This is a genomic window from Bacillus salitolerans (genome assembly GCF_042680805.1).
Taxonomy (GTDB): domain Bacteria; phylum Bacillota; class Bacilli; order Bacillales; family SA4; genus Bacillus_CJ; species Bacillus_CJ salitolerans.
This window is the reverse complement of the sequence record NZ_JBHUEM010000007.1, coordinates 21,147-42,093: the sequence shown is the minus strand read 5'-3', so window position 1 is coordinate 42,093 and position 20,947 is coordinate 21,147. Positions and strand designations below refer to the sequence as shown.

21 protein-coding genes and 2 pseudogenes are annotated in these 20,947 nt (G+C 33.4%); 17 read left to right on the top strand and 6 right to left on the bottom strand.

Annotation, left to right across the window (positions count from 1 at the left end):
- Positions 1-79: 79 nt before the first annotated feature.
- The 3 genes from ACFSCX_RS07175 to ACFSCX_RS07165 all read left to right on the top strand — a co-directional run bounded on the left by ACFSCX_RS07175 (position 80) and on the right by ACFSCX_RS07165 (position 2,885).
- The gene (locus ACFSCX_RS07175) at positions 80-1,822 is read left to right on the top strand and encodes a S41 family peptidase (protein ID WP_377927493.1); all 1,743 of its coding nucleotides are present in this window, start codon (positions 80-82) and stop codon (positions 1,820-1,822) included.
- A 119-nt stretch (positions 1,823-1,941) separates the two neighbouring features.
- Complete coding sequence (locus ACFSCX_RS07170; protein WP_377927492.1) at positions 1,942-2,304, top strand: NUDIX hydrolase; 363 nt, start codon at positions 1,942-1,944, stop codon at positions 2,302-2,304.
- 92 nt (positions 2,305-2,396) lie between these two features.
- Positions 2,397-2,885: an HIT family protein gene (locus ACFSCX_RS07165; protein WP_377927491.1), complete on the top strand. Its 489-nt coding sequence runs from the start codon at positions 2,397-2,399 to the stop codon at positions 2,883-2,885.
- 113 nt (positions 2,886-2,998) lie between these two features.
- Here ACFSCX_RS07165 and ACFSCX_RS07160 read toward each other — a convergent pair whose 3' ends face one another.
- Complete coding sequence (locus ACFSCX_RS07160; RefSeq protein WP_377927490.1) at positions 2,999-4,060, bottom strand: DUF3600 domain-containing protein; 1,062 nt, start codon at positions 4,058-4,060, stop codon at positions 2,999-3,001.
- Positions 4,050-4,628, bottom strand: a complete 579-nt coding sequence (locus tag ACFSCX_RS07155) for a sigma-70 family RNA polymerase sigma factor (protein WP_377927489.1) — start codon at positions 4,626-4,628, stop codon at positions 4,050-4,052. The genes ACFSCX_RS07160 and ACFSCX_RS07155 overlap by 11 nt, the downstream gene beginning before the upstream one ends.
- Before the next feature lie 501 nt (positions 4,629-5,129).
- On the opposite strand from ACFSCX_RS07155, the gene ACFSCX_RS07150 reads away from it, so the two are divergent.
- From ACFSCX_RS07150 to ACFSCX_RS07125, 6 genes and pseudogenes are all read left to right on the top strand, one after another.
- Positions 5,130-5,426: a hypothetical protein gene (locus ACFSCX_RS07150; protein WP_377927488.1), complete on the top strand. Its 297-nt coding sequence runs from the start codon at positions 5,130-5,132 to the stop codon at positions 5,424-5,426.
- An 85-nt stretch (positions 5,427-5,511) separates the two neighbouring features.
- A pseudogene (locus ACFSCX_RS07145) lies at positions 5,512-6,347 on the top strand (AraC family transcriptional regulator).
- 150 nt (positions 6,348-6,497) lie between these two features.
- Positions 6,498-6,968 carry a DinB family protein gene (locus tag ACFSCX_RS07140; protein WP_377927487.1) on the top strand — a complete coding sequence of 157 codons (471 nt, stop codon included), beginning with the start codon at positions 6,498-6,500 and terminating at the stop codon, positions 6,966-6,968.
- 136 nt (positions 6,969-7,104) lie between these two features.
- Complete coding sequence (locus ACFSCX_RS07135; protein WP_377927486.1) at positions 7,105-7,551, top strand: hypothetical protein; 447 nt, start codon at positions 7,105-7,107, stop codon at positions 7,549-7,551.
- A 45-nt stretch (positions 7,552-7,596) separates the two neighbouring features.
- The gene (locus ACFSCX_RS07130; protein ID WP_377927485.1) at positions 7,597-8,109 is read left to right on the top strand and encodes a hypothetical protein; all 513 of its coding nucleotides are present in this window, start codon (positions 7,597-7,599) and stop codon (positions 8,107-8,109) included.
- Positions 8,110-8,191: 82 nt separating this feature from the next.
- On the top strand, positions 8,192-8,719 hold the full coding sequence (locus ACFSCX_RS07125) for a hypothetical protein (protein WP_377927484.1): 528 nt from the start codon (positions 8,192-8,194) through the stop codon (positions 8,717-8,719).
- Between the two features lie 130 nt (positions 8,720-8,849).
- On the opposite strand, the gene ACFSCX_RS07120 is transcribed toward ACFSCX_RS07125, so the two are convergent.
- Positions 8,850-9,623, bottom strand: a complete 774-nt coding sequence (locus ACFSCX_RS07120) for a Cof-type HAD-IIB family hydrolase (protein ID WP_377927482.1) — start codon at positions 9,621-9,623, stop codon at positions 8,850-8,852.
- Between the two features lie 285 nt (positions 9,624-9,908).
- Between ACFSCX_RS07120 and ACFSCX_RS07115 the strand changes: the two genes are divergently transcribed.
- From ACFSCX_RS07115 to ACFSCX_RS07100, 4 genes are all read left to right on the top strand, one after another.
- Positions 9,909-10,838, top strand: a complete 930-nt coding sequence (locus ACFSCX_RS07115) for an RNA polymerase sigma factor (protein ID WP_377927481.1) — start codon at positions 9,909-9,911, stop codon at positions 10,836-10,838.
- Between the two features lie 39 nt (positions 10,839-10,877).
- Positions 10,878-11,231, top strand: a complete 354-nt coding sequence (locus tag ACFSCX_RS07110) for a VOC family protein (RefSeq protein WP_377927480.1) — start codon at positions 10,878-10,880, stop codon at positions 11,229-11,231.
- Between the two features lie 298 nt (positions 11,232-11,529).
- Entirely contained in the window at positions 11,530-12,180 is a 651-nt protein-coding gene (locus ACFSCX_RS07105; RefSeq protein ID WP_377927479.1) for a zinc dependent phospholipase C family protein, read from the top strand.
- 248 nt (positions 12,181-12,428) lie between these two features.
- A complete protein-coding gene (locus tag ACFSCX_RS07100) occupies positions 12,429-13,379 on the top strand; it encodes a phosphotransferase family protein (RefSeq protein ID WP_377927478.1) in 951 nt (316 codons plus the stop codon).
- Positions 13,380-13,502: 123 nt separating this feature from the next.
- Here ACFSCX_RS07100 and ACFSCX_RS07095 read toward each other — a convergent pair whose 3' ends face one another.
- A complete protein-coding gene (locus ACFSCX_RS07095; RefSeq protein ID WP_377927477.1) occupies positions 13,503-13,664 on the bottom strand; it encodes a hypothetical protein in 162 nt (53 codons plus the stop codon).
- Between the two features lie 260 nt (positions 13,665-13,924).
- The gene (locus ACFSCX_RS07090) at positions 13,925-15,181 is read right to left on the bottom strand and encodes a DUF3221 domain-containing protein (protein ID WP_377927476.1); all 1,257 of its coding nucleotides are present in this window, start codon (positions 15,179-15,181) and stop codon (positions 13,925-13,927) included.
- A gap of 396 nt (positions 15,182-15,577) precedes the next feature.
- On the opposite strand from ACFSCX_RS07090, the gene ACFSCX_RS07085 reads away from it, so the two are divergent.
- The 3 genes and pseudogenes from ACFSCX_RS07085 to ACFSCX_RS07075 all read left to right on the top strand — a co-directional run bounded on the left by ACFSCX_RS07085 (position 15,578) and on the right by ACFSCX_RS07075 (position 17,690).
- Positions 15,578-16,504, top strand: a complete 927-nt coding sequence (locus tag ACFSCX_RS07085) for a zinc-dependent alcohol dehydrogenase (RefSeq protein WP_377927475.1) — start codon at positions 15,578-15,580, stop codon at positions 16,502-16,504.
- A gap of 76 nt (positions 16,505-16,580) precedes the next feature.
- The gene (locus ACFSCX_RS07080) at positions 16,581-17,381 is read left to right on the top strand and encodes a carbon-nitrogen hydrolase family protein (protein WP_377927474.1); all 801 of its coding nucleotides are present in this window, start codon (positions 16,581-16,583) and stop codon (positions 17,379-17,381) included.
- Positions 17,382-17,394: 13 nt separating this feature from the next.
- Positions 17,395-17,690, top strand: a pseudogene (locus tag ACFSCX_RS07075) (maltose acetyltransferase domain-containing protein).
- Positions 17,691-17,894: 204 nt separating this feature from the next.
- On the opposite strand, the gene ACFSCX_RS07070 reads toward ACFSCX_RS07075, so the two are convergent.
- A complete protein-coding gene (locus ACFSCX_RS07070; protein WP_377927473.1) occupies positions 17,895-19,550 on the bottom strand; it encodes an ABC transporter substrate-binding protein in 1,656 nt (551 codons plus the stop codon).
- A 103-nt stretch (positions 19,551-19,653) separates the two neighbouring features.
- Here ACFSCX_RS07070 and ACFSCX_RS07065 point away from each other — a divergent pair, with 103 nt between their 5' ends.
- Positions 19,654-20,904, top strand: coding sequence for an MDR family MFS transporter (locus ACFSCX_RS07065; RefSeq protein WP_377927472.1), 1,251 nt, complete (start codon positions 19,654-19,656; stop codon positions 20,902-20,904).
- The last annotated feature ends 43 nt before the right edge of the window (positions 20,905-20,947 follow it).

Genomic DNA, 20,947 nt, shown 5'->3' with positions numbered 1-20,947 from the left:
AAACTTTTTTATCTGAATATTCGTAAATTCATTCGAGTGCAAAAATTAAGGTATATCCTTAATAGGGGGCTTGAATGAATTGAGAAAAAGTTTTCTTCTGTTTTTGTTGTTATGCTTATTTATTTCTGGATGTTACAGTAATGATATTACAAATTATAAGAAAGAAGTCAGTAATGAAGATTTCAATAATATAACCGCAGAATTAACAGTAGATCATTTACATAATGAAGATATTGACAATTTATTTGTGTTAGGAAAAATTTGGGGATTCTTAAAGTATTATCATCCAAATATTGCAGCTGGACAATATAACTTTGATAAAGAGTTAATGAAGATCTTACCTGAGATACTTCAGGCTAAAAACTCACATGAACGTGACAAAAGTCTGGAAGAGTGGATTATCGAGCTAGGCGAGTTTCAACTATTAGATAACGAGAATAATATATTGATTAATAGTAAAGTAGTTCCTGATTTAGGATGGATTGACAATTTGAATTTAGATAATCATTTAATTGCCAAGCTTAAAGGAGTGAAAAATGGTAGGAGGACAAGTACCCACCGTTATGTATCCTTGCATCGTACTATTGGAAATCCGATTTTTAATAATGAAGATTCCTACTCGACCATGGATTATCCTAGTGCAGAATATAGATTACTTTCATTATATCGCTACTGGAACATTATCGAATATTATTTTCCTTATAAATACTTAATTGGGGAAGATTGGGATCACGTTTTAAAAGAATTTATCCCAAAATTCATTGAAGCATCTGATGAAAAAGAGTATAAAGTGGCTGTATTGGAGCTTATCGCTCGTATTAATGATACTCATGCACAAATTGCGTCAAATGAGCCTGCATTGTATGAGTTTATGGGAATAAACTTCGCTCCTGTAATTGTTGAGTTCATAGAAAACAATCTAGTTATAACCGATTATTATGACGAAAAGCTAGGAGCAGGGTCTGGTTTACAAATAGGGGATGTGATTACGAAAGTTGATCATAAGTCTTTGGAAGAATTAATAAAAGAAAAACTAAAGTATATTTCAGCTTCAAATTATCCAACAAAATTAAGGGAATTAGCTAAAAATTTATTACGAACGAACGGTTCTACTTTGGAAATTGAGATTATCAGGGATGGTGAAGCTAAAAGCATTACAGCCAAAGCTTATGATCCTATAAACTTGCACTTAAATAATTATAATCCTTTCCAGAAGGATAAGAATTACTTTGAGCTGTTAAGTGATGACATCGGTTATATTTATACAGGAAGCTTAAAAAGTGAATATTTACCAGAAATTAAATCAAAACTGGAACATACAAAAGGTGTGATTATTGATTTGCGGAGTTATCCTGCTGAGTTTATCCTTTATAAACTGGGAGAATATTTTATGCCAGAGCCTACAAAATTTTCTAAAATTACAAATGGCAGCATCCAAACACCTGGTTTGTTTAAAGAAAGTGTGGAATTATCAGTTGGAAATTATACGGAGAGCTACTATAAAGGGAAAGTTGTTATCCTTGTGAATGAATATACACAGAGTCAGGCTGAATTTACAGCAATGGCATTTCAAAAAGCACCTAGAGCAACTGTGATAGGTAGCACAACCGCCGCTGCAGATGGGAACATTTCGACAATAACTCTTCCTGGTGGAATCGAAACTACTATCTCAGGGACTGGGATATATTATCCTGATGGAACAGAAACACAAAGAGTAGGAATTGTGCCAAATATGACTGTTCGCCCTACAATAGAAGGAGTAAAAGAAAAGAGAGACGAAGTATTAGAAAAAGCAATAGAACTTATAAATGAAGAGCGTTAAATTATTATTTACTACAAAGTGTTTTACATAATGTATAATTCAGTAAAGACTTCGATATGTAATAGAAGTAATAATTGTATGAATATCTGAAACAGGAAGAACAGAGTAAGGGGTGTTTTATGATTTCTCAGGCAATAATAATCAAAAATAATAGCATCCTTATGGTAAAACAGTATGTTAAAAGGGGAGATATTGTGTGGAATTTCCCAGGCGGAGGTATAGAGGAAAATGAAACTCCTGAACAGGCATGTATAAGAGAAGTGAAAGAAGAAACAGGCTACGATATTAAATTACTAGAGCTGCTATACCATGGTGAACACAAATATACGTACCGGGCTGATGTGATCAATGGTAGCTTATGCTTGGACAAAGAAGTTCCCGGAAATGAAGATATTGTTGATATAGCCTGGATATGTTTGTCTGATAGGGAGAAGTTTGACGATTATACGTATCCAATATTGTCAACTATGATAAAGGAATAAGTTAGTATTGCTTTCTTTAATAAGTAATCGTAACGTACATAAACTAGTTTAATATAATAAGGAATATTATTTAATAGAAAGGAGATTGTCATTTGACTCAATATAAACATATGCCAACTGATTATATTTGTCCTTTTTGTCTTGTTATTGATGGGGTTGAAGATGATGAAAATAAGCTAGTTCAATCCAAACAAAATGATATTATTTATAAAGATGAATATGTGACCGCATTAATTGCAACCTTATGGTGGCCAAACAATAAAGCTCATGTCATCATTATCCCAAACAGACACTTTGAAAATATATTTGATTTACCAATTGAGTATGCTACTAGAATCCATGATTTGTCCCGAAAAATAGCCTATGCTTTAAAGGAATGCTACAACTGTGATGGAATTTCAACACGTCAACATAATGAGCCTGGAGGAAGTCAAGATGTATGGCATTATCATCTCCACGTATATCCACGTTATGTTGAAGATAATTTATACCATACACATGGTTTTTTAAGTGCACCGGAAGATCGTGGATATTACGCTAACCTATTAAGGTCTTGGTTGAAGGAAAAGAGGAAGGAATAAAAGAGTATGGCTTCAAAAAAAAGCAATCAGAGGTTACTATTTTGATAAAATGGCAAGCTCATTAACTCCTACTAGAGAAACATTAATGAGCTTACCAAGTTAATTCATATGCTTTAGTTCACTTTTGCCACAAACACATAAGGAATCAGATTATGATTCCATTCTCCTAATAGAACAATTGTATAATCTCCACTCTCAGTTGGAAGTTGTAATTCTTCCACTGGTCCTGAACGATAAATTTCTCCATCATTTTTCAAAAGTTGATATTCTAGCTTATCGGGTTGTTGATCAAAGGTGACATCTATTTTTGAAAGAGTTGTTACATGAACAGGTTTCAATAATTCTGAAAAGGCCATATATAGATCAATTTCTTTCATTACAGCAGATTCCGATGTATGATCTGAAAGAGAGGGTAATCCGTATTCGAATTCCGCAATATTCCCATCGATTGTAAATGATGGTTTAGGGAGTTGATCCTCATTTGACTGCTGCTTAATCTTATTATGAACATTTTCAATAATTCCTTCTGCAAGTAAGAAATCTTTTAGCAAGACAGGATCTATTTGATCGATTTCAAACCCTTCGCTTGGATTAATCCTGCTTTGCACTAAAATTTTCTCATAGGTCATTAGTGCATCAATATAGATGTCATATTCTTCTGCTGATAATACATCCTTACTTGACCTGTGATCATTTAATTTATTTATGTAGGGCTGAATTTCTATCATGGCATTTCTTATTTCCAAGAGTTTATCTTGTGGTACTAAATCATAGTCTATATTCCCATATTGGTCACCATATATAATTTTTGAACTTGTAATGACCTTAAGACCATCTTTTAGTTCCTCGTATTCTTCCTTTTCTAAATCACCTTTTGCCTGCAATAATTTAGCATGTAATAGCATATAACTTTCCTTTGTTACAGAGCTTATGTGCTTTTTTAGATTTTCAAAGGTTCCATAAAATTCATCAGCCAAATAAGCATTGTACGCGAATGCACTTGTTGGAATAATTAAGATTGCGGTTATTAGGACAATTAATAATCTTTTATTTGGCAAACTTGATCTGTTCTTTGTTTCGATTTTATTCATTATTTTTTGCTTTAGTTCAAGTGGAGGTGTAACTTCTGTTCCTTTTTGTTGAAGAGATCGTCTTAACTGATTTTCAAAGTTCATTGAACATTCCTCCTTTAAAAAGAATTTTATGGTCATAACCTTTTTGACGTAACTTCTTAAGTGAAGCGCCTATACGTGATTTCACTGTACCAAGAGGGATACATAAAACTTGAGCAACCTCTTCTTGAGAAAGTTCATTTAAATAGTGAAGTATAACTATCTGCTTAAGTTTGTAGGGTAATTGATTGATTAACTCTAGTAATTTTTCATTATTAATTTTTTCAATTATTTCACTAGCTGTATCAAACTCATAACGTGCTTGGTGCTGAACCGCTTTATGAATAACTTTTAACATCATCCATTTTTTCCTTCGATATGTATGTAGTTGTTTGATTGCAATACCTGTTACCCAAGGTTTGAAAGTTTTAGTTCTATCAAATTTTGTTAAATTGTTATAAACCTGAATGTAGGTTTCTTGAACAATATCATCTACATCATTTTTTTCGTCCACTAAAAAGTGAATCGTTTTATAGACATCTTGTATTGTATTTTCGTACAATTCTTCAAATGCTTGTATATCCCCGTCAAGAACACGGTCAATATGATTTATATCGATTTCATCTTTCATAATCAATCCTCCTTTTTCGTTTTACATTCTATATTGGTAAGTTTTTAGTTTTTCGTTCGATTTTTTTTATTTGGCTTGAATATAGCTGTCAAAGTACATAGTTGAATGTAAATGTATGAGCATGATAAAGGCACATAGTAAAGAAGCCTAGTGTCGAAAAAAGTAATGTAGTCAAACTAGACATGGATAAATAGTATGATAATATCAAAAATAGTATCATAATTTTTGGTATAAAAGGTAAAATCTGAAATTGTGTTAAGAAAATTGGAATCTATATTTTTTAACTTGAAAAAATGGAGGGGTTATTATCATTTTACATACTACTATCATGGGGAATGGAGAAACGAACATAATCGACAATCCATAGAAGCTATTATTAGTCATAATAGATAGGAAGAGTAAATTCTTTTTGTTCGCAGATAGATTTCATGGTGATTTGATCGTATTTTTTGTTCTGTCTAATTATATATTTCTTTCATTCATAAAGAGAGGATGGATATTTTGAATATAGTTCTTGTATGCATTATCGTTTTTTCTTTCATTCTATCAACGTTTCTTTGCTTATTAGTTTTTGAAAGACAAAAGAATAAATGGTTATGTATGATTATTGCATTTTTTGTAAATACCCTTCTTTTATCATTAATGACCATCATTCTTTATAAAGTAGATGTCCAAACATTTCATAAACAAGCGGAAGGAGTGTTTGGGAGTTTAGGTATTCTTACTTTAGTGTTCTTTATTCCTATACTTACTTGTGGTAACTTTTATATTTTGAAGCTAGTAAAAAAAGAGGCATGACATCCTACCCGACACTTTTGTGCATCAAATGTCGGACAATGAAACTCCTATTTCCTATACATTTAAAAAAGAAAGGAGAGGGAAAATGGATTGGCTAAAAAGAATGAATCTTGCGTTAGACTATATAGAGAATCATATAGAGTCAGAGATTAATTATCGTAAGATGGCACAAATTGCTTGTTGTTCTGAATATCATTTTTCTCGGATGTTTTCATCAATTTCTAGTATATCCCTTTCAGAATATATAAGACGGAGACGTTTAACGCTTGCTGCATTTGAGATACAGAAAAGTGAGAGTCGGATTATTGATATCGCCATGGTTATGAATCGGCGGATTCTTTTTCTCGCGCTTTTCAAAAAACGCTTGGTATTAAACCCTCTGAGGCACGGCATACTGGTGTGAACCTAAAAGCCTATCCAAGAATCTCTTTTCAGATTTCGATTAAAGGAGATGCTGAAATGGAATACCGAATTGAGAATTTAGATTTTGATTTAAGAATTGTTGGTAAAGGTCAAGTAGTAAAAACGAGTAAAGCATTTAGTAACATTCCTACCCTTTGGAACCGTGCTAAAAAGGATGGATTTACACAAAGGCTAATAGATTTGGCATGGGAAGAGCCAAAATGCATTCTCGAAAGTCTACTCGGAGTTTGTGGAAAAGAAGCAGCCATTATGGATGAGGAGTTTATCTATTTTATGGGTGCTCGGTATGATAGAGACATCCCAAGTGATATGGAGACGATTACTATTACTCATAGGACATGGGCTGTATTTCCAAACATTGTAGAAGCATGGCGGCGCTTGTATTCTGAATGGGTCCCTACATCAGGATATGAGCTTGCTGATATTCCATGTATCGAGTGTTACTATCCTCCAAAACACAAACCAAGACATGAATTGTGGGTTCCTGTAGTACCTTAAATAACAAACATTTATTGTATGATGCAATAAGATTTGAACTTCCAAGTTAATGGGTTCCTTTTTTAAAGGTAAGAAAGTTAGGTCTTTAAAAATGTTTATAAGACATGGATACTAGTATGGTAAAAAATGTTTCTTTTGGGAGTGTTTTCTGTGAAGAAATTGTTTGAATATAACTGGCAAGTTCGTGATGAATGGTTTCATTGGTGCAATCAACTTCCGTTAGAAGAATTATTGAAAGCGCGGGTTGGAGGTCCAGGAAGTATTTTATATACTCTCTTTCATATTGTGGATGTGGAATATAGTTGGCTTCGAGGGATCATAGGAAAAGAAGATATTGAATTTCTATATTCTGAATATAATTCTCTTGAAATGGTTAGAGCACTCTCAGAAACATGTAGAAATGAAATTTTAGATTACTTACGAGTAATTATACCTAACAAAGATAATAAGCCTATCCGTGTTTCATGGGACCAAGAAAATTATACAAAAGATGAAATATTACACCATATTATTGCTCACGAAATACATCATATCGGACAACTCTCCGTCTGGGCAAGAGAATTAAACTTGAAGCCTATAACAGCTAATTTTATTGGTAGATCTATACAACCTAGGTTTTAATAGTTTTACAAAAAAAAACCAACTCCCCACTAATCAGTTGAATAAATAACGCTATATGTAATATTTGCTATAGGTGGAACTTATTACATCGCTATACGTAATTAAATAGATAACAATAGAAGTGGAGTGATAGGAATTGAATATTATAAAAGCTCTAATTGTTTATTTATCTATTTTTGGAATTATTATAATTTCATATGTTATAGGCAAAAGTCTCGAAAAAGTGGAAGGATCCTTAAATAAATTAAATTCAATCTTACGAACTGTCATTATCATTTTTATAACTCTAACTGTGGAAATTGGAATTGTACAGCTAATAAGTATACTAATTAATTGGTCTTTCATTGACGCATTGTTTATGTGTTCCTTCTTGTTTTTTGGATTTATTTGGGTATTTACATTGTATTCCAATCGTGAAACAAATAGAGTCAATATTCAAAACAAATATTTGGGTGTAAAAATGGAACCTAATGAAGTAAAAACCTTCAGTTTCAATCTAAACCCATTTTCAATTGGAACGATCATTTTTTCATTAGTAGGTATTGCCAGTAGTATCATCTATTACTTACCTTATTTCATTTGATGATGTATGAAAATCTGCGTAATGATAGTCCATAGGAGTGAGTATATGGAGAATGAAACGTTAAAATTATTTATAAATATTTCAAGGGGAAGGATGTACAATCACTATCTTCCTAAATTACTACAATCTGTTCAATCCATAAAAAATGAAGATTTATGGGAGAAAGAAATGGAATCTTTAAATCCTATTGGCAGTATTGTTCTTCATATTTGTGAACATATTAATAGATTGACTGCACTATATACGAATAAAAACCATGAAGGATTTAAAAGTGGAATAGAGGATTATTTTCCAGTTCCAAATCTTCCAAAGGAAAGGGTAACAGAAATAATCCAACATTCATTTGATGCACTTGATACTGAACTAGGTAACCAAGCGGTGTGCAGTCCAATTAAAATAGATATTCACAATCTCTTTCATTTAGTGGAACATACTGGCTACCATTTAGGTCAAATTGTAGATCGTTCAAAAAGACTTACGAATATTTCCTATCATTTCTGTCAAAACGGGATAAATGAGCGTAATTTAAGACTATTAATAGAAGGAAGAGAATTCTAGGAGCAGATGAAAAAGGTCCATCAAATGAAAGTACTACTAATAGTTTTGAAGGTTTAATAGGATTATAGAATAGGAGCTCAACATGCAACTACAAATTTATTGTAAAAACAACTCAACTAATGAACTAAAAGTAAAAGAAATGTTACTAATGTTTAATAAAAATGAGCATATAGTAAAGTGGATTTTCACACGTAACATCCTAGTTGATGAGCTAGCCTCGATTTCGTATAGTCATCCTGTTTTAACCATGAATACACGGCATGTAAAAAATGAAGGAGTTCTACTTTCCACGTATGTTCATGAACAAATTCATTGGTATGCAGTGCAGAATTTTGACCAATTAATAAGTGTAATTGATGAATTAAAGGAAAATTACCAACAGGTTCCGGTTGGATATCCTTTAGGAGCAAAGGATGAATTTTCTACCTATCTTCATCTCATTATTAACTTCCTAGAAATTCGTGCAATCAAACAACTCTTAGGTCGAGATAAAGCAACTGATGTGATTGAATATCTCATTCAGGATCATTACATTTGGATTTATAAAACAGTAATACAGGATTATCATTCTCTTGAAAAGTTATTAAATCATCACAATCTATTAATATGAAGACTCTAATATGTTAAAAAATAGTCCGATTCATTACTTCTCATATTGGGACTATTTTTTTATTCCCTAAGTAAAGAAAAATTGTTGAACTTGACCACTAGTGAAGAACAATCATCATCTATACTCTTCCTTAAATAATTTCATACTTCTTTAATGCATAATCAATGCCATCTTCACTGGATTTTTTTGTGACGAAATCTGCAACCTTCATAAGATTTTCGCTTCCATTTCCCATAGCGATACCAAGACCGACTAATTCAAGCATATCGATATCATTCTCTCCGTCCCCGAAAGCAATGGCCTCTGCAGGCTGAATGTTAAAGTATCTTAATACCTTTTTGATAGCTAGAGACTTCGACACCTCTTCTTGCAAAACATTTAAAATGAAAGGGTGCCATCTATAAAAGATGAGGTGCGGGAATGTATTCATGTATTTTTGGACGGTATCCTCAGAAGCAAATAAACACATTAAATACACCTCTTCATCGTCTATTCGAAAACGAATTGGAGGATAGTTCCCTATGGATAGCGTTTCCATTAGTGCCTTAAGAATATGAGAATTGTTTACACCATTCATACTAAAGCTTTCCGTATAAAAGGATAATCCATCATTTTCTTTTTGTGCAAAATCAAAGACTTCTTGAATAATAGATTTCTTCATTGGAACTTTATGAATAACATCTTGCTGATGCTTTACATAAGCTCCATTCGCAGTAATAAACGTATCAATACCTAACTCTTCAAGTTCTTTACACATTGATAGCGGCCTACCAGTAGCTGCTACGACTTTTATTCCCTTATGTAGTAAAGATTGAATCGCTTCTTTAGTAGTTGTAGGGATGCTACCATCCTCATGGTGAGTGATTGTTCCATCAACATCAAAAAATACAATTTTATAGTCCATGTGAATCCCCTTTATTCTCAGTAATTATTTTCCACTATAACAATTAATACTTAATAGATGCAATCGGCAAGTGGAAAATATTTCAACATAATGATATAAAAGGTTAGGCTTCTTGAATTGTTACACAATTCCAAAATGAATAATAGTTTGTTAATATTTAGTAGATATATAGTACGTAATAACACCTATTAAAGAGAACACCTTTCTAAAACAATTTAGATGTAAAGAGTATAATTCTTTCCAGTTAAATCGTTTTATTAATAGATAAAGAAAAGGAGGTATATTGTGAGAAATGACATAATTGAGAATGAGCTTGTACAAAGTACGAGGAAAGTGAAAAACGAATTTGATGCCATTGTTTCCACGTATTCACAAGATCTTTGGAGCTTTTGTAAGTACTTAACTGGTTCACCTTGGGACGGTGAAGATCTTTTTCAGGAAACACTTCTGAAGTCATTTGGTCTCCTACCCCTTAGGTGGAGTGAAATTACAGACAAAAAGTATTATTTATTTCGAATCGCAACAAATTCATGGTTAGATCAATGTAAAAAACGAAAGCGGGAAGTCGGGACATTAGATTCAGTCCAGGAAGAAGCTACTGATTCTTCCGACAGTCTAATAATTGAAGAAATTTTATTAGTAATGGAATCAGTGTTAACACCAAAGCAGTTAGCAACATTTCTTCTTTTTGATGTGTTTCAGTTTAGTGCTGATGAAATAGCAGGAATGGTACATAGTACACCAGGAGGAGTGTATGCGGCCGTGCAAAGGGCTAGAAGGAAAGTAAAAACCCTTGACTATGAAAACAAGAAATCACCTAAACATGTTACTAATCCTGTAATAAAAGAATACCTAAAAGCCTTTAATAACGGAGATTTAACTGGATTATTATCATTATTTAGTGAGAATGCCGATAATGAGGCATTTTTAGGGTTTCAAGAGTATTCAAAGGGAGAAATGCTTAAGGGTTCACTCCGCTTTGGCTTACCGGGACATTATGCGAAGGAGTTTATATTATGGGGGAGACCTGTTATTATTGTGTTGGCAGATCAAGAACATGGTCCGGAAATCCATGATATTCAAATTCAAGAAGTAGAAAATAATAAAATTGTCAGTCATAAAAGCTATTTTTTTAGAAAAGAGTTAATCTTTGCTGCAGCAAAAGAATTAGGGATGAGTGCTCAATTAGTAAAGCCACCCGTTAATTGGAGCTAAATCTAAAATGAATTGAAAATATATTATGGAGGTATTGGAATGAAAAACCCTATATTAAATCAAATCGGAACAGTCTTTATACCTGTAAGCAATATTGAAAAGGCTCGAGATTGGTATTGTGATTTACTCGGAATAGAAGCAAATGGAGAAATACTGTTCGGACACCTATATGTACTACCAATGAATGGTACTGGTATTGTGCTTGATAGTAAGATTTATTCTGAAGAAGCAATCATAACCACGCCGCTCTTTCATTTGAATACAGAAGATATTGAAAGGTCTTACCAGTATATGAAAGATAAGAACATTGAATTAGTAGGAGAGATCCAGCATCAGCACTTTTTTAATTTCAAGGATCCTGACGGTAATCATTTAATGATTTGTAAGTGTTAATAAAAGATATTCTTTTCTCGGATTAAAGAACTCGGAACATAGGTAGAAAACAATTAAAAACACACGAATTAGAGATACAAATCGGACTTCGATTAGTATCTCTTTTTTTTGTTGATATATCAATAAAGCGCCAGATGTTGAAGTTAAAACCTTTATTTTTTATTTTATGTTCTAAGTTGAATAGGAACAAAAATGTCCAATTATATATTTTTGTATCCAAAAAAAAGGAATCCTTGAACCTCATAGCGAAGTCATTTTGATGTAAATATTCAAATATACAAATATTGGAGTGAGAAATTTGGCTACTTGGGTTACACACTTTAGAATCGCTGAAGAATTATTAAAAAATGATATTCCTGTTTCACCAATAGAATTTTTGGTTGGTAATATAGGCCCAGACTGTGGACTTATTGGAGAAAATGGTATACCCACACCCCCAAAAGAGATTACGCATTTTGAGGTTGAAGGTAAAATTAACGCTAATTCCTTTTACAATGAGTATCTTAGTGACGAACATGAAAGCTCGTCTCGTAAGTTTTCTTATTATCTAGGATACTATATTCACTTGGTGACTGATGAAGAATGGATTAAGCTCCTCGAGCAAAAGAAAAGGGAAAAAGTGTACCAGGAAATACTAAATACTCCAGAATACTCTAGACTAGTTAAGAGAGATTGGTACGGTTTAGATTTTTTATACCTTAAAAATCATAAAGATAATATTTTCTGGACTGATTTTCAACACATAACCGATTTTCCAGAGTACTTGGATTTTTTTAAAAAAGGGCAGACATTAGAACAGATTGGAAATATTACTAAATTTTATCAGAGTAGCACGATTTCAGATGAACATGAGTTTATCTATCTTTCAGCTGTTGAAGTTGATGAGTTCGTAAAAGATACTGTACAAATGGTCACGGAACTACTAAATCAGAAGTTGAGATACAACTAGTTTAAGAGTAAATTAGTCGTATTATTATGGCTATAAACAATTTTAGAATAGAATAGATTACGATATGTATTTTTACGAGGCTCTAATTAAAAGATTAGAGCTTTTTGCTGATGAAGTATAGGGAAGAGTTAGTTTAAGAAGAAAAAATTCTACCCGCATATATATATAAGATTCCAGTTGGCAACAAGTTGTATTGTTTTAAAATATATGTGTTGAATTGGTTAATTCCTTTAATGGAGGAGGTTATCATGACAAATCTAGACCGAAGGTTATATGAGATAGGCATGAAGATCCTTAATGAGGAGAATATAGATGGAGCTCATGCGGGAAACATAGTTAGAGTTGATGTCCAAGATAAAGACTATCAAAAATTCAGTTATATTTATAAAGAATTTTTAACTGATCGAAATAATGAAGTAGAAATTTATACGAATTTAAAAGACAGTATAATGGCGTTTAATAAAGTTGTAAAAGTTTGGAGTACTTCTCCCCAAGCTATACTAATGTACGATTTTAAATCACCTCTAAAAAATGCATTTGAAAACCTACCAAAAGAGGATAAAAGAATACTAATTGAAAAAATTCTGGGGAGGTTTTTAGAGATACATAGTATAAATCATAGTCAAAATACATTCGAGTTACCAATTCACCAAATAACCTCTGAATGGTATGAATGGTGCTTAGATCAATTAAATAAATTATGCTCACGGAATCAGTGGGCTGATACAGATTGGATTGAGACATTACATTATTCATATAAGCAATTAGATTTAGTAAATTATAATCCAAGGAGCCCATTAGTCTTAACTCACGGAGACCCTCATTTGGATAATATTTTTTACCATGAGGATCAGGTTTGGTTTATTGACTGGGAGTGGACAGCTATTGGCACTCCATTAAGAGATATAACAATTATGTTGCAAGATATATACGATTCTGAACTGATTCAATATGTAAAAAATTTGTATAGAATAATTCTTAATAACAGTAAATTTAACCTTAATACTGAAGATTACAGTCATGATTTTCATTATATGTACATTGACCATACTGCAATGATGTTAGCTTGGGAAATCGAGAAGTATTTTCAAGGATATACTTCGGAAGAGAAAATCCAAAAAATCATAGCGTTTAAAATTGAAGAAATCAAAAGGACAACAAATGAAGAGTTAAAGATAATAAACAAACGGGTGCGCTGATCTAAGAAGGACACTTTGAATTTTTATAGATTGATGCTATTAAAAAAAATTCAAGGCTATTTTGTTAGAGGCGCTATAAATGAAAAAACAGTTCCGTTAAAATAACGAAACTGTCTCTAGTGATTACAAACCACCAAAATTATTCTTATCATTGTTGGAAGCTATTGTTTCGGCGTTATGATTACCTTTATTCGTATCAGGTGGAACTGCACCGGATTTCTTTTCGAAATAGATGGCTATACTGCAAATAATGACTACTGGTATAACGAAGATTAACCAAATCATCGTATCCCCCCATTTAGGTTATTTGATTCTCTAATCTTATTGTACCATATATTTCCAAATGAAGTCATGGTAAAACGAACAAATAGTATGTTTGTTGAATATTGAATAAATAATATCCAACAAAATCTTCAAATAGCCGTTGTGCTACAACAAGCAGATACGCTTTTGACCTAACGAACTGTTAGTTAAACAATGGGATGTACGACACATAAACATAATACATCTGATAATGTGAATTTTTTTCACATTTTTTAATCCTTTTACTTATCTTCAACTTGAACCTCAAAGGAATCTCCATCACTAGGTTTAAACTGTATAGTCCATTCATCTAGTTCTTCATCGTAGTTTATTTGACGAATGGCAAGAATTCCCACATGAGAATGTTCATTTGCCTTTTCAATCGCTCTTGCTACCACATGAGATTCTGATAATTCTGCTGCCGGTGGCTTATACTCTGGCAGAATTTCTACAAATGAAGCAGAGCCTTGACCTGGATATGATTCCAAGATCGGACCGGATGGAACAACCTTAACGCGTTGTCCGACTCGAAGCTTATCAGAGGAATGTGGAAATTGGTAATAGATAGCTGAAAAATATTCACTATCGCCACCAGTTTGACCATAATTCATTGATTGAGCATCAATAACTAAGATTTTATCCTTACTAACCTCTAAGACATAGGAGCCTTCCTTCGTTAATTGCTCTGTATATGTGGAGGATGGATTGATAATATCAGACTCCCCCTCTTTTGGAATCATTGGTCCACTCTGTATAAAATTCACATTCCTATCCTTAAAGAGTTGAACTAGTTTTTGTTGTAAATCTTCGGTTAAAAAGTTATGATCAATATTTATATGACCTGTTATTGTATCCACATTTATACCGAAAGAACCACGTTTAAGAGCCTCATTTTGTTTTACGATTTTTTGAACTTCACTTACTACTTGGTTTGAAAGCTGCTCGTTTTCGTAAGTGGTATACGGCGTGTAGTAAATAAAAATATACTCAGCCCTTATTTCTCCAGCATCTACCTTCTTTTGCATTTTATCTATAAAGGTATGCAATCTTTCATCAGGTGCTTTTATTCCTATCCATAATCCTGATTGTTCTGCACCTTGAGATTGGTTTTCAAAGAAAATGACACCCTCTTTATTAAAAGCAGCATGCCCTCCATACACTTCAATCAGTTCAGGAATGACAATACTTCCCTCGACTTGTTGTATGGAAAGAGATTCTGCTAACTCTTGAGTTGGCTCACCAAATAACCCCTCTTTAAATTCGTTAGATTCCTTAATCTTTTCAATCTCTTTATCGCGTTGAGATGATTTCTTATCGGTTTGTTCTAATTTTGCAATAATCGGTCTGTTGCTAATAACTTCTAGGGTTTCCCAACCCGAGTTATTTTCAATCACAGCTGTATGTGCATTTACATTTTGAACATACATATCCTCTGTACCACAACCGGATAGTATGGCTATTAGAGTTCCTACCATAACCGATTTTTTAAAATTGTTCATAATTTTCCTCCATTTTTACGGGGAGGGGAATACCTTCCCTCTTTTATTAATTGGACGGTTAATGAGGATAAACGTTACATGGTAAAGGTTTCCAAAAAGATACTCGAATTAATAATCATAGGCTAGTATCTATCACATTCAATTTTAATTTTTATTAAGGTTTACTCTTGTCATTTTCAATACTGTTTGTTCATAATTCGAGTTTTATATCTTTTTCAAAATAATTATGATTATTTGATAGGCATAATCGACTCGTCCTCTTAAATGAGACAGTTAATACCTTATGATCACTAAATAGAACATGGAAGAGTTAGTAGAGTTTTACTGAGAGGCATGAATAATGGGACCATTTTTGAAACATTTGTGTTAAGTTAATTCAAGAAGGGGTGATTTGAAATGGAGCAACATTCACTTGTATTGTTCGGAAAAAAAGATCTCAAATGGATTCAGAAAATTCTACCTCCACTCAAAAAAGATGAAATTTTAATTAAAACCATTGCAAGTGCGATTAGTATAGGAGCAGAGCTTCCACAGTATATGGAAACAGACATAACAGAGGAAGTGCCACGTTATCCGAAGGAAACAGGATATGAAAATTATGGGGAAGTAATTGGAATCGGTGGGGAAGTCAATTCTTTAGCAATAGGTGACAGAGTGATCGCATCGTATGGACATAAAGATTATGGAATGATAAAAGCGGATAAAGCAATCCCAGTTCCACATGATATTCATTATTCGAATGCACTCCTTACCATCTTGTCCTGTGACGCTGGAAAAGGGGTTCTTAAACTTAATCCGAAGGAGACAGATAAAGTATTAGTAACCGGAATGGGAACCATGGGCCTTTTAACTGTCTTTTTCTTAAAGGAGTACATGAAAGTAAAGCACGTTGATGTGATAGAACCAAATACATCAAGGAGAGACATAGCCAAATTATTTGGAGCTAACAAAATATATAGTCGTTCAGATGAATGTCCCGAAATCTTTTATGAATATGGATTAGAATGCTCAGGAAGCCATCATGCTTTTAAGACGCTTCAACATTCCCTTGTAAAAGATGGTTCGATTTGTATTCTTTCAGATGGCAATAAAGACAAGCTCCAATTAGAACCAGCTTTTTATGAGAAAGAACTGAAAATAGTTGGATCGAGTGATGGCTATGATTATAGAAAACATGCAGAATGGTTTTTTACTCAAACTAAGAAGACTCCTTTTTTACATAAGCTATTTGAAGAAACAATTTCAAAACAAGACCTTATTCAATGTTTTGAAGATTTGAGTGAAGGTAGGATAAATCCATTAAAAGTCTTGGTTACCTATTAGTAGAGGGCTTATGGGGATTTGTGACAGAAAGTATAGATAACTAGCTTAAAATGATAAAGGGGATGAGGTATAGAAAATGGAAATAACTATTTCATTGGCGCAGTTTAAACCAACACTTAGTGTGGAAGCAAATCTTCAGAAAATGCTAGAATTGGTTTTTTCTTCAAAAAAAGAGAACGATATTATGGTTATGCCAGAAGGGTGTTTATCAGGTTATTCCGATCGCTTTGATTTTCTTACTCAAAAAGTTGCTCGAGATGTTGAAAAGGCTATCGTAAAGCTTCAAGCTGTTTCAAAAAAACATCAGCTACATCTTATTTTTGGCTCTTGTATCTTTGAAGATGGGGATTGGTATAATGCTGGTCTTTACATTTCTCCAAGTGGAAATAAACAGATTTATAAGAAAGTAAATTTAGCGATGCATGAAAGAGATTTCTTTAAGGCAGGTAAGGAGCTGTCTTGTTTTCATCTTGAACTTGGTGAAAAAAAGGTAAAAGTCGCGATTCAGCTATGTAGAGAAATAAGATTTCCTGAACAATGGAAATTATTGTCGTTGAATGGTGCAGAATTAATTTTCTATTTAACCAATGTTATCGGTCATGAAAAGCTTGCCATTTGGAATGCGCATCTAATAAGTCGTGCAGCAGAAAATCAACGATTTATTATTTCTTCCAACATTGCTCATGAAGAACAGGGATGTTCATCAATGGTTGTATCACCTAGTGGTAAAGTAATCAAGCAGTTAAATAGTATAGAAGAGACAGTTGAAAGAATTCATGTTGATTTAATGGAGGTTTCAAATTGGTATTTAAGTCAAAGTAGAACGGATTTAGTTAGTGTTGAAAAAATGACATCTAATCCAAGGAGAAGTATATAAACAGGGAGAGACAATGATGAGAACAGTAACGGAAAAGATGTTGTACGGTGAAATGTATGACTCGACAAATCCAAAATTAGTAAAGGACCGAGAAAACACAAGAAGACTTGTAGGATGTACAATGAAACAACGGAAACAGAAGTAGATAAACGCAATGTAATATTAAACGAATTGTTAGGCAGAACAGGAAAAAACGTTATTATCGAGCCTATTGTAAAGGTTCGATTACGGATACAACATATTTGTTGGAGAGAAAAAATATCTGAGAGAGTCAACCTCAAAGACATTTTGGTGAAGAAATGGAAGTGAAATGTCTGAGACAAGCCATCACAAAGACATTTTGGCGAAGAAATCGGGCTGGAAATGTCGATAAAAGTCAGTCTAACGCCGGACATTTTGCAGATGAGAGAAATGAAATGTCCAAAAAATTCAATTTCCCGGACATTTCCGTAATTTGACAGAAAAAACTGTATTTGAATACAGTTGCATCAGTAAATACAGTTTTTTATTCTTCTAGTTTTCAATAGAAGGCCTCACCCATAACTTAGAAAAATCTACATATCCAAAATGCTTGATTTTGATATTCATAATATCTCCAGAAAACGGGGTTTGTCGTTTCTCGTAGTAAAGAGGAATCATAATGGATGATTCTATTAATTTTTTCTCGGTCACTAGATTTAGGGATCTCCACTTCGAAAACGGAATATGCTTATATGTTTCTAAATGCTGAATCCAGTGTTTATCCTTTTGTAATATACGAATTAAGGGAGAGAAGCCGTTTATAAGAAAGTTATAAAAAGAAAGATCTTGATTCGCTTCGAATATTTCTCCATGAACAAAGAGATCAACCTCTTGATTGATGACATCATTATGAATGGATTGCTCAAATGTTACTCGTTTCATCTCAACAGGGATGCCTTCCTTCTCTAATGTTTCTTTCAGCCACATAGAGGTCCTTTCTGTATGGTCGGCTACTCTTACGACAATAGGAGCATCAAATGACGGACGAACAACAGTTGGAGCCTGAATCCGCTGATCTTGTCCAATGAAGCAGCTCTTATCATTTGGAAATGCCCGAGGTTCATATTGAGTAATGGTATGCCGGTTTTTGGCAATAACATAATGAAGGAAATGGCGAACTTCTTTATTCTGCACCATTGAATGACGGTTTGTATTCATCATTACAACTCCAAAACCAGAATCACTCTCTACTTGAAATGTAGAATTTGGATTGTCTTGGTCAACTGTCGAGTGATACACCATTTTGAAATCCTTCGGTACTTGGATGAACTCAACCACATCCAATAATGGTCTCTCCCCAAAATGTTCCTTAAAGGCAACTAACGTTGTCTTCTGCTTATTGTTATCTCCAATTAAAAATCCACCTGTTCCTATTAGCCGATCATGGTTTAACTTATAAATACTGGCTGACATCATACTTAATAATTGTATAATATAGCTGCAACCATCAGGATAGTGAAGATCCACTACTACGGTAGAGGTTGCGACAATTTTCTCTACAGGCGACCAAAGTGCTTTGTAGTGCTTATGTACACGTAGTTTTTCTAGACAATCCACTACATCCTTAGCACTTAGAATGGACCCATCATGAAACATGACGTCTTTTTTTAAATATAATCTCAGCTTTGTGTCGGAAACGTCCCAGCTATGCGCAATTTCTGGGACGATACTGCCAGTATCGGTAATCGACACTAAACGATTAAAAACATTTGCTACTAAATGGGCACTATGAGCATCTGCTGCTTCTAATGGATGCATGGTTAGAAATGGGTATCTTTTTGGTACAACTAACTTATCTTTCGTTTGTGTAAAGTAACCAAATTTCGTATCAAACTTTTTGATTAATCTCATTTTGCTACCCGAAGACCAATCAAACATCAAGTATTTACTAATCCGTTCAACCGGTTCTGTATCGAGAAGTTTCATGACTTGTTCTTCATATTCTTCTTCTACGTTTCGTAACCAAAGTAATTGAGATACATTCCCTCTCCCTCTCCCAGGAGTAAAGCTCAACCAACCTTCATCAGACCATTTTTTGAGAGATCTTGATGTTTGTCTATGACTTATTTCTAGTATTTCTGCCATGTCTTCGATTTTAACGCTGCCAGATGGAAAAGATCTAGACAGCAATAGTAACTTATTGTCCATGCTAATCCTCACTTCAATAAAAGTAGACACACTTTTGTGATCTGTCTATTTTTAAGTTTTTGGGTCTAGTTTAATATTACAATAGACAAAGGGAGGGAACAACATGGGATGGAAAGAGTATCCACAAAATATTAAAGTTAGATTAATTACATCTTTCTTTAGTCGGGCCGTTTCATCAGCGGTTATGCCTTTTATGGCTCTATTTTTTGCACAAGAGATAAATAAAGTCTGGGCAGGAATGTTTTTGATACTAACAGTGATCATTGGATTTATGGTGAATTTAATAGGAGGGTACATATCAGATCGTTTTCCTAGAAAAAAAGTTCTTTTATTAACAGCAAGTGGTTCGGCATTCATGTTTTTCTTGATGACACTTAGCCTATTACCTGCTTCAAATATTATCTGGTTATTTGCAGTCGCGTATATTGGCTTTATTATAACAAGTAGTTTAGGTAGACCTGCAATGCATGCAATCATAATGGATTCAACAACACCAGAGAATCGAAAGGCAGTCTATGCATTGGATTATTGGTTTATTAATCTATCCATGGCCATTGGGGCAGCACTTGGTGGACTTTTATATGTAAATTATCAAAAGGAACTATTCATGTTGCTGACCTTTACTTCAACAATTATCCCAATCGCTTATGGGATTTGGCTTCGTGATCGTTTTACTGAGTTTTCAAAGAAGACCCATGATAATTTGTTTATGGATCTCATCAGTAACTATAATGTGGCTATAAAAGATTCTGCATTTGTCAAGGTTGTATTGGGTTCGACATTTATTTTTGCAGCCGAGTTCTCTTTGAACAGTTACATCGGCATTCGATTAGCGGAAACGTTTGATTCAATTACAATTGGGAATCTTGGAATAGATGGGGTTAGGATGTTAAGTATGCTAAATATCCAGAATATGCTCTTAGTTGTGTGCTTAACCTTTTTCATTAGTCGATTGACAGATCGATTGAGTAAAAGAAAGGCTATACTACTTGGTCTTATTCTTTATGGAATTGGTTATGCAACCATAACGTCAGCTAATACTTGGTACATTTTACTTCTGTTTAATCTGATTGCGACATTAGGAGAGCTTATTTATTCTCCAATTAAGGAGGCAGAAAAGGCAAATATGATACCAAGTGATAAGAGAGGTTCCTATTCAGCATTTTCAAATCTTTCTTTTAGTGGAGCAGAGTTGATTGCAAGATCTACTATTATTATAGGAGCTTTTTTAATGCCGATGATGATGTCAGTATATATAGGAATCATCATAATGATAGGAACGTTTTTGATTTATACTGGTTTTTTCATTAGTAGTAGAGCTTCTAATACGAGTCGAGAAAATAAAGTTTCATGAAAAAAAAGAGATTGGGTTGCCTCCCAATCTCTTTTTTCATAGT

Coding starts and splice junctions, on each gene's coding strand:
- ACFSCX_RS07170 (WP_377927492.1), top strand. CDS start 1,942: ATGATTTCTCAGGCAATAATAATCAAAAATAATAGCATCCTTATGGTA.
- ACFSCX_RS07160 (WP_377927490.1), bottom strand. CDS start 4,060: ATGAACTTTGAAAATCAGTTAAGACGATCTCTTCAACAAAAAGGAACA.
- ACFSCX_RS07155 (WP_377927489.1), bottom strand. CDS start 4,628: ATGAAAGATGAAATCGATATAAATCATATTGACCGTGTTCTTGACGGG.
- ACFSCX_RS07130 (WP_377927485.1), top strand. CDS start 7,597: ATGGAGAATGAAACGTTAAAATTATTTATAAATATTTCAAGGGGAAGG.
- ACFSCX_RS07125 (WP_377927484.1), top strand. CDS start 8,192: ATGCAACTACAAATTTATTGTAAAAACAACTCAACTAATGAACTAAAA.
- ACFSCX_RS07120 (WP_377927482.1), bottom strand. CDS start 9,623: ATGGACTATAAAATTGTATTTTTTGATGTTGATGGAACAATCACTCAC.
- ACFSCX_RS07110 (WP_377927480.1), top strand. CDS start 10,878: ATGAAAAACCCTATATTAAATCAAATCGGAACAGTCTTTATACCTGTA.
- ACFSCX_RS07100 (WP_377927478.1), top strand. CDS start 12,429: ATGACAAATCTAGACCGAAGGTTATATGAGATAGGCATGAAGATCCTT.
- ACFSCX_RS07095 (WP_377927477.1), bottom strand. CDS start 13,664: ATGATTTGGTTAATCTTCGTTATACCAGTAGTCATTATTTGCAGTATA.
- ACFSCX_RS07090 (WP_377927476.1), bottom strand. CDS start 15,181: ATGAACAATTTTAAAAAATCGGTTATGGTAGGAACTCTAATAGCCATA.
- ACFSCX_RS07085 (WP_377927475.1), top strand. CDS start 15,578: ATGGAGCAACATTCACTTGTATTGTTCGGAAAAAAAGATCTCAAATGG.
- ACFSCX_RS07080 (WP_377927474.1), top strand. CDS start 16,581: ATGGAAATAACTATTTCATTGGCGCAGTTTAAACCAACACTTAGTGTG.
- ACFSCX_RS07070 (WP_377927473.1), bottom strand. CDS start 19,550: ATGGACAATAAGTTACTATTGCTGTCTAGATCTTTTCCATCTGGCAGC.
- ACFSCX_RS07065 (WP_377927472.1), top strand. CDS start 19,654: ATGGGATGGAAAGAGTATCCACAAAATATTAAAGTTAGATTAATTACA.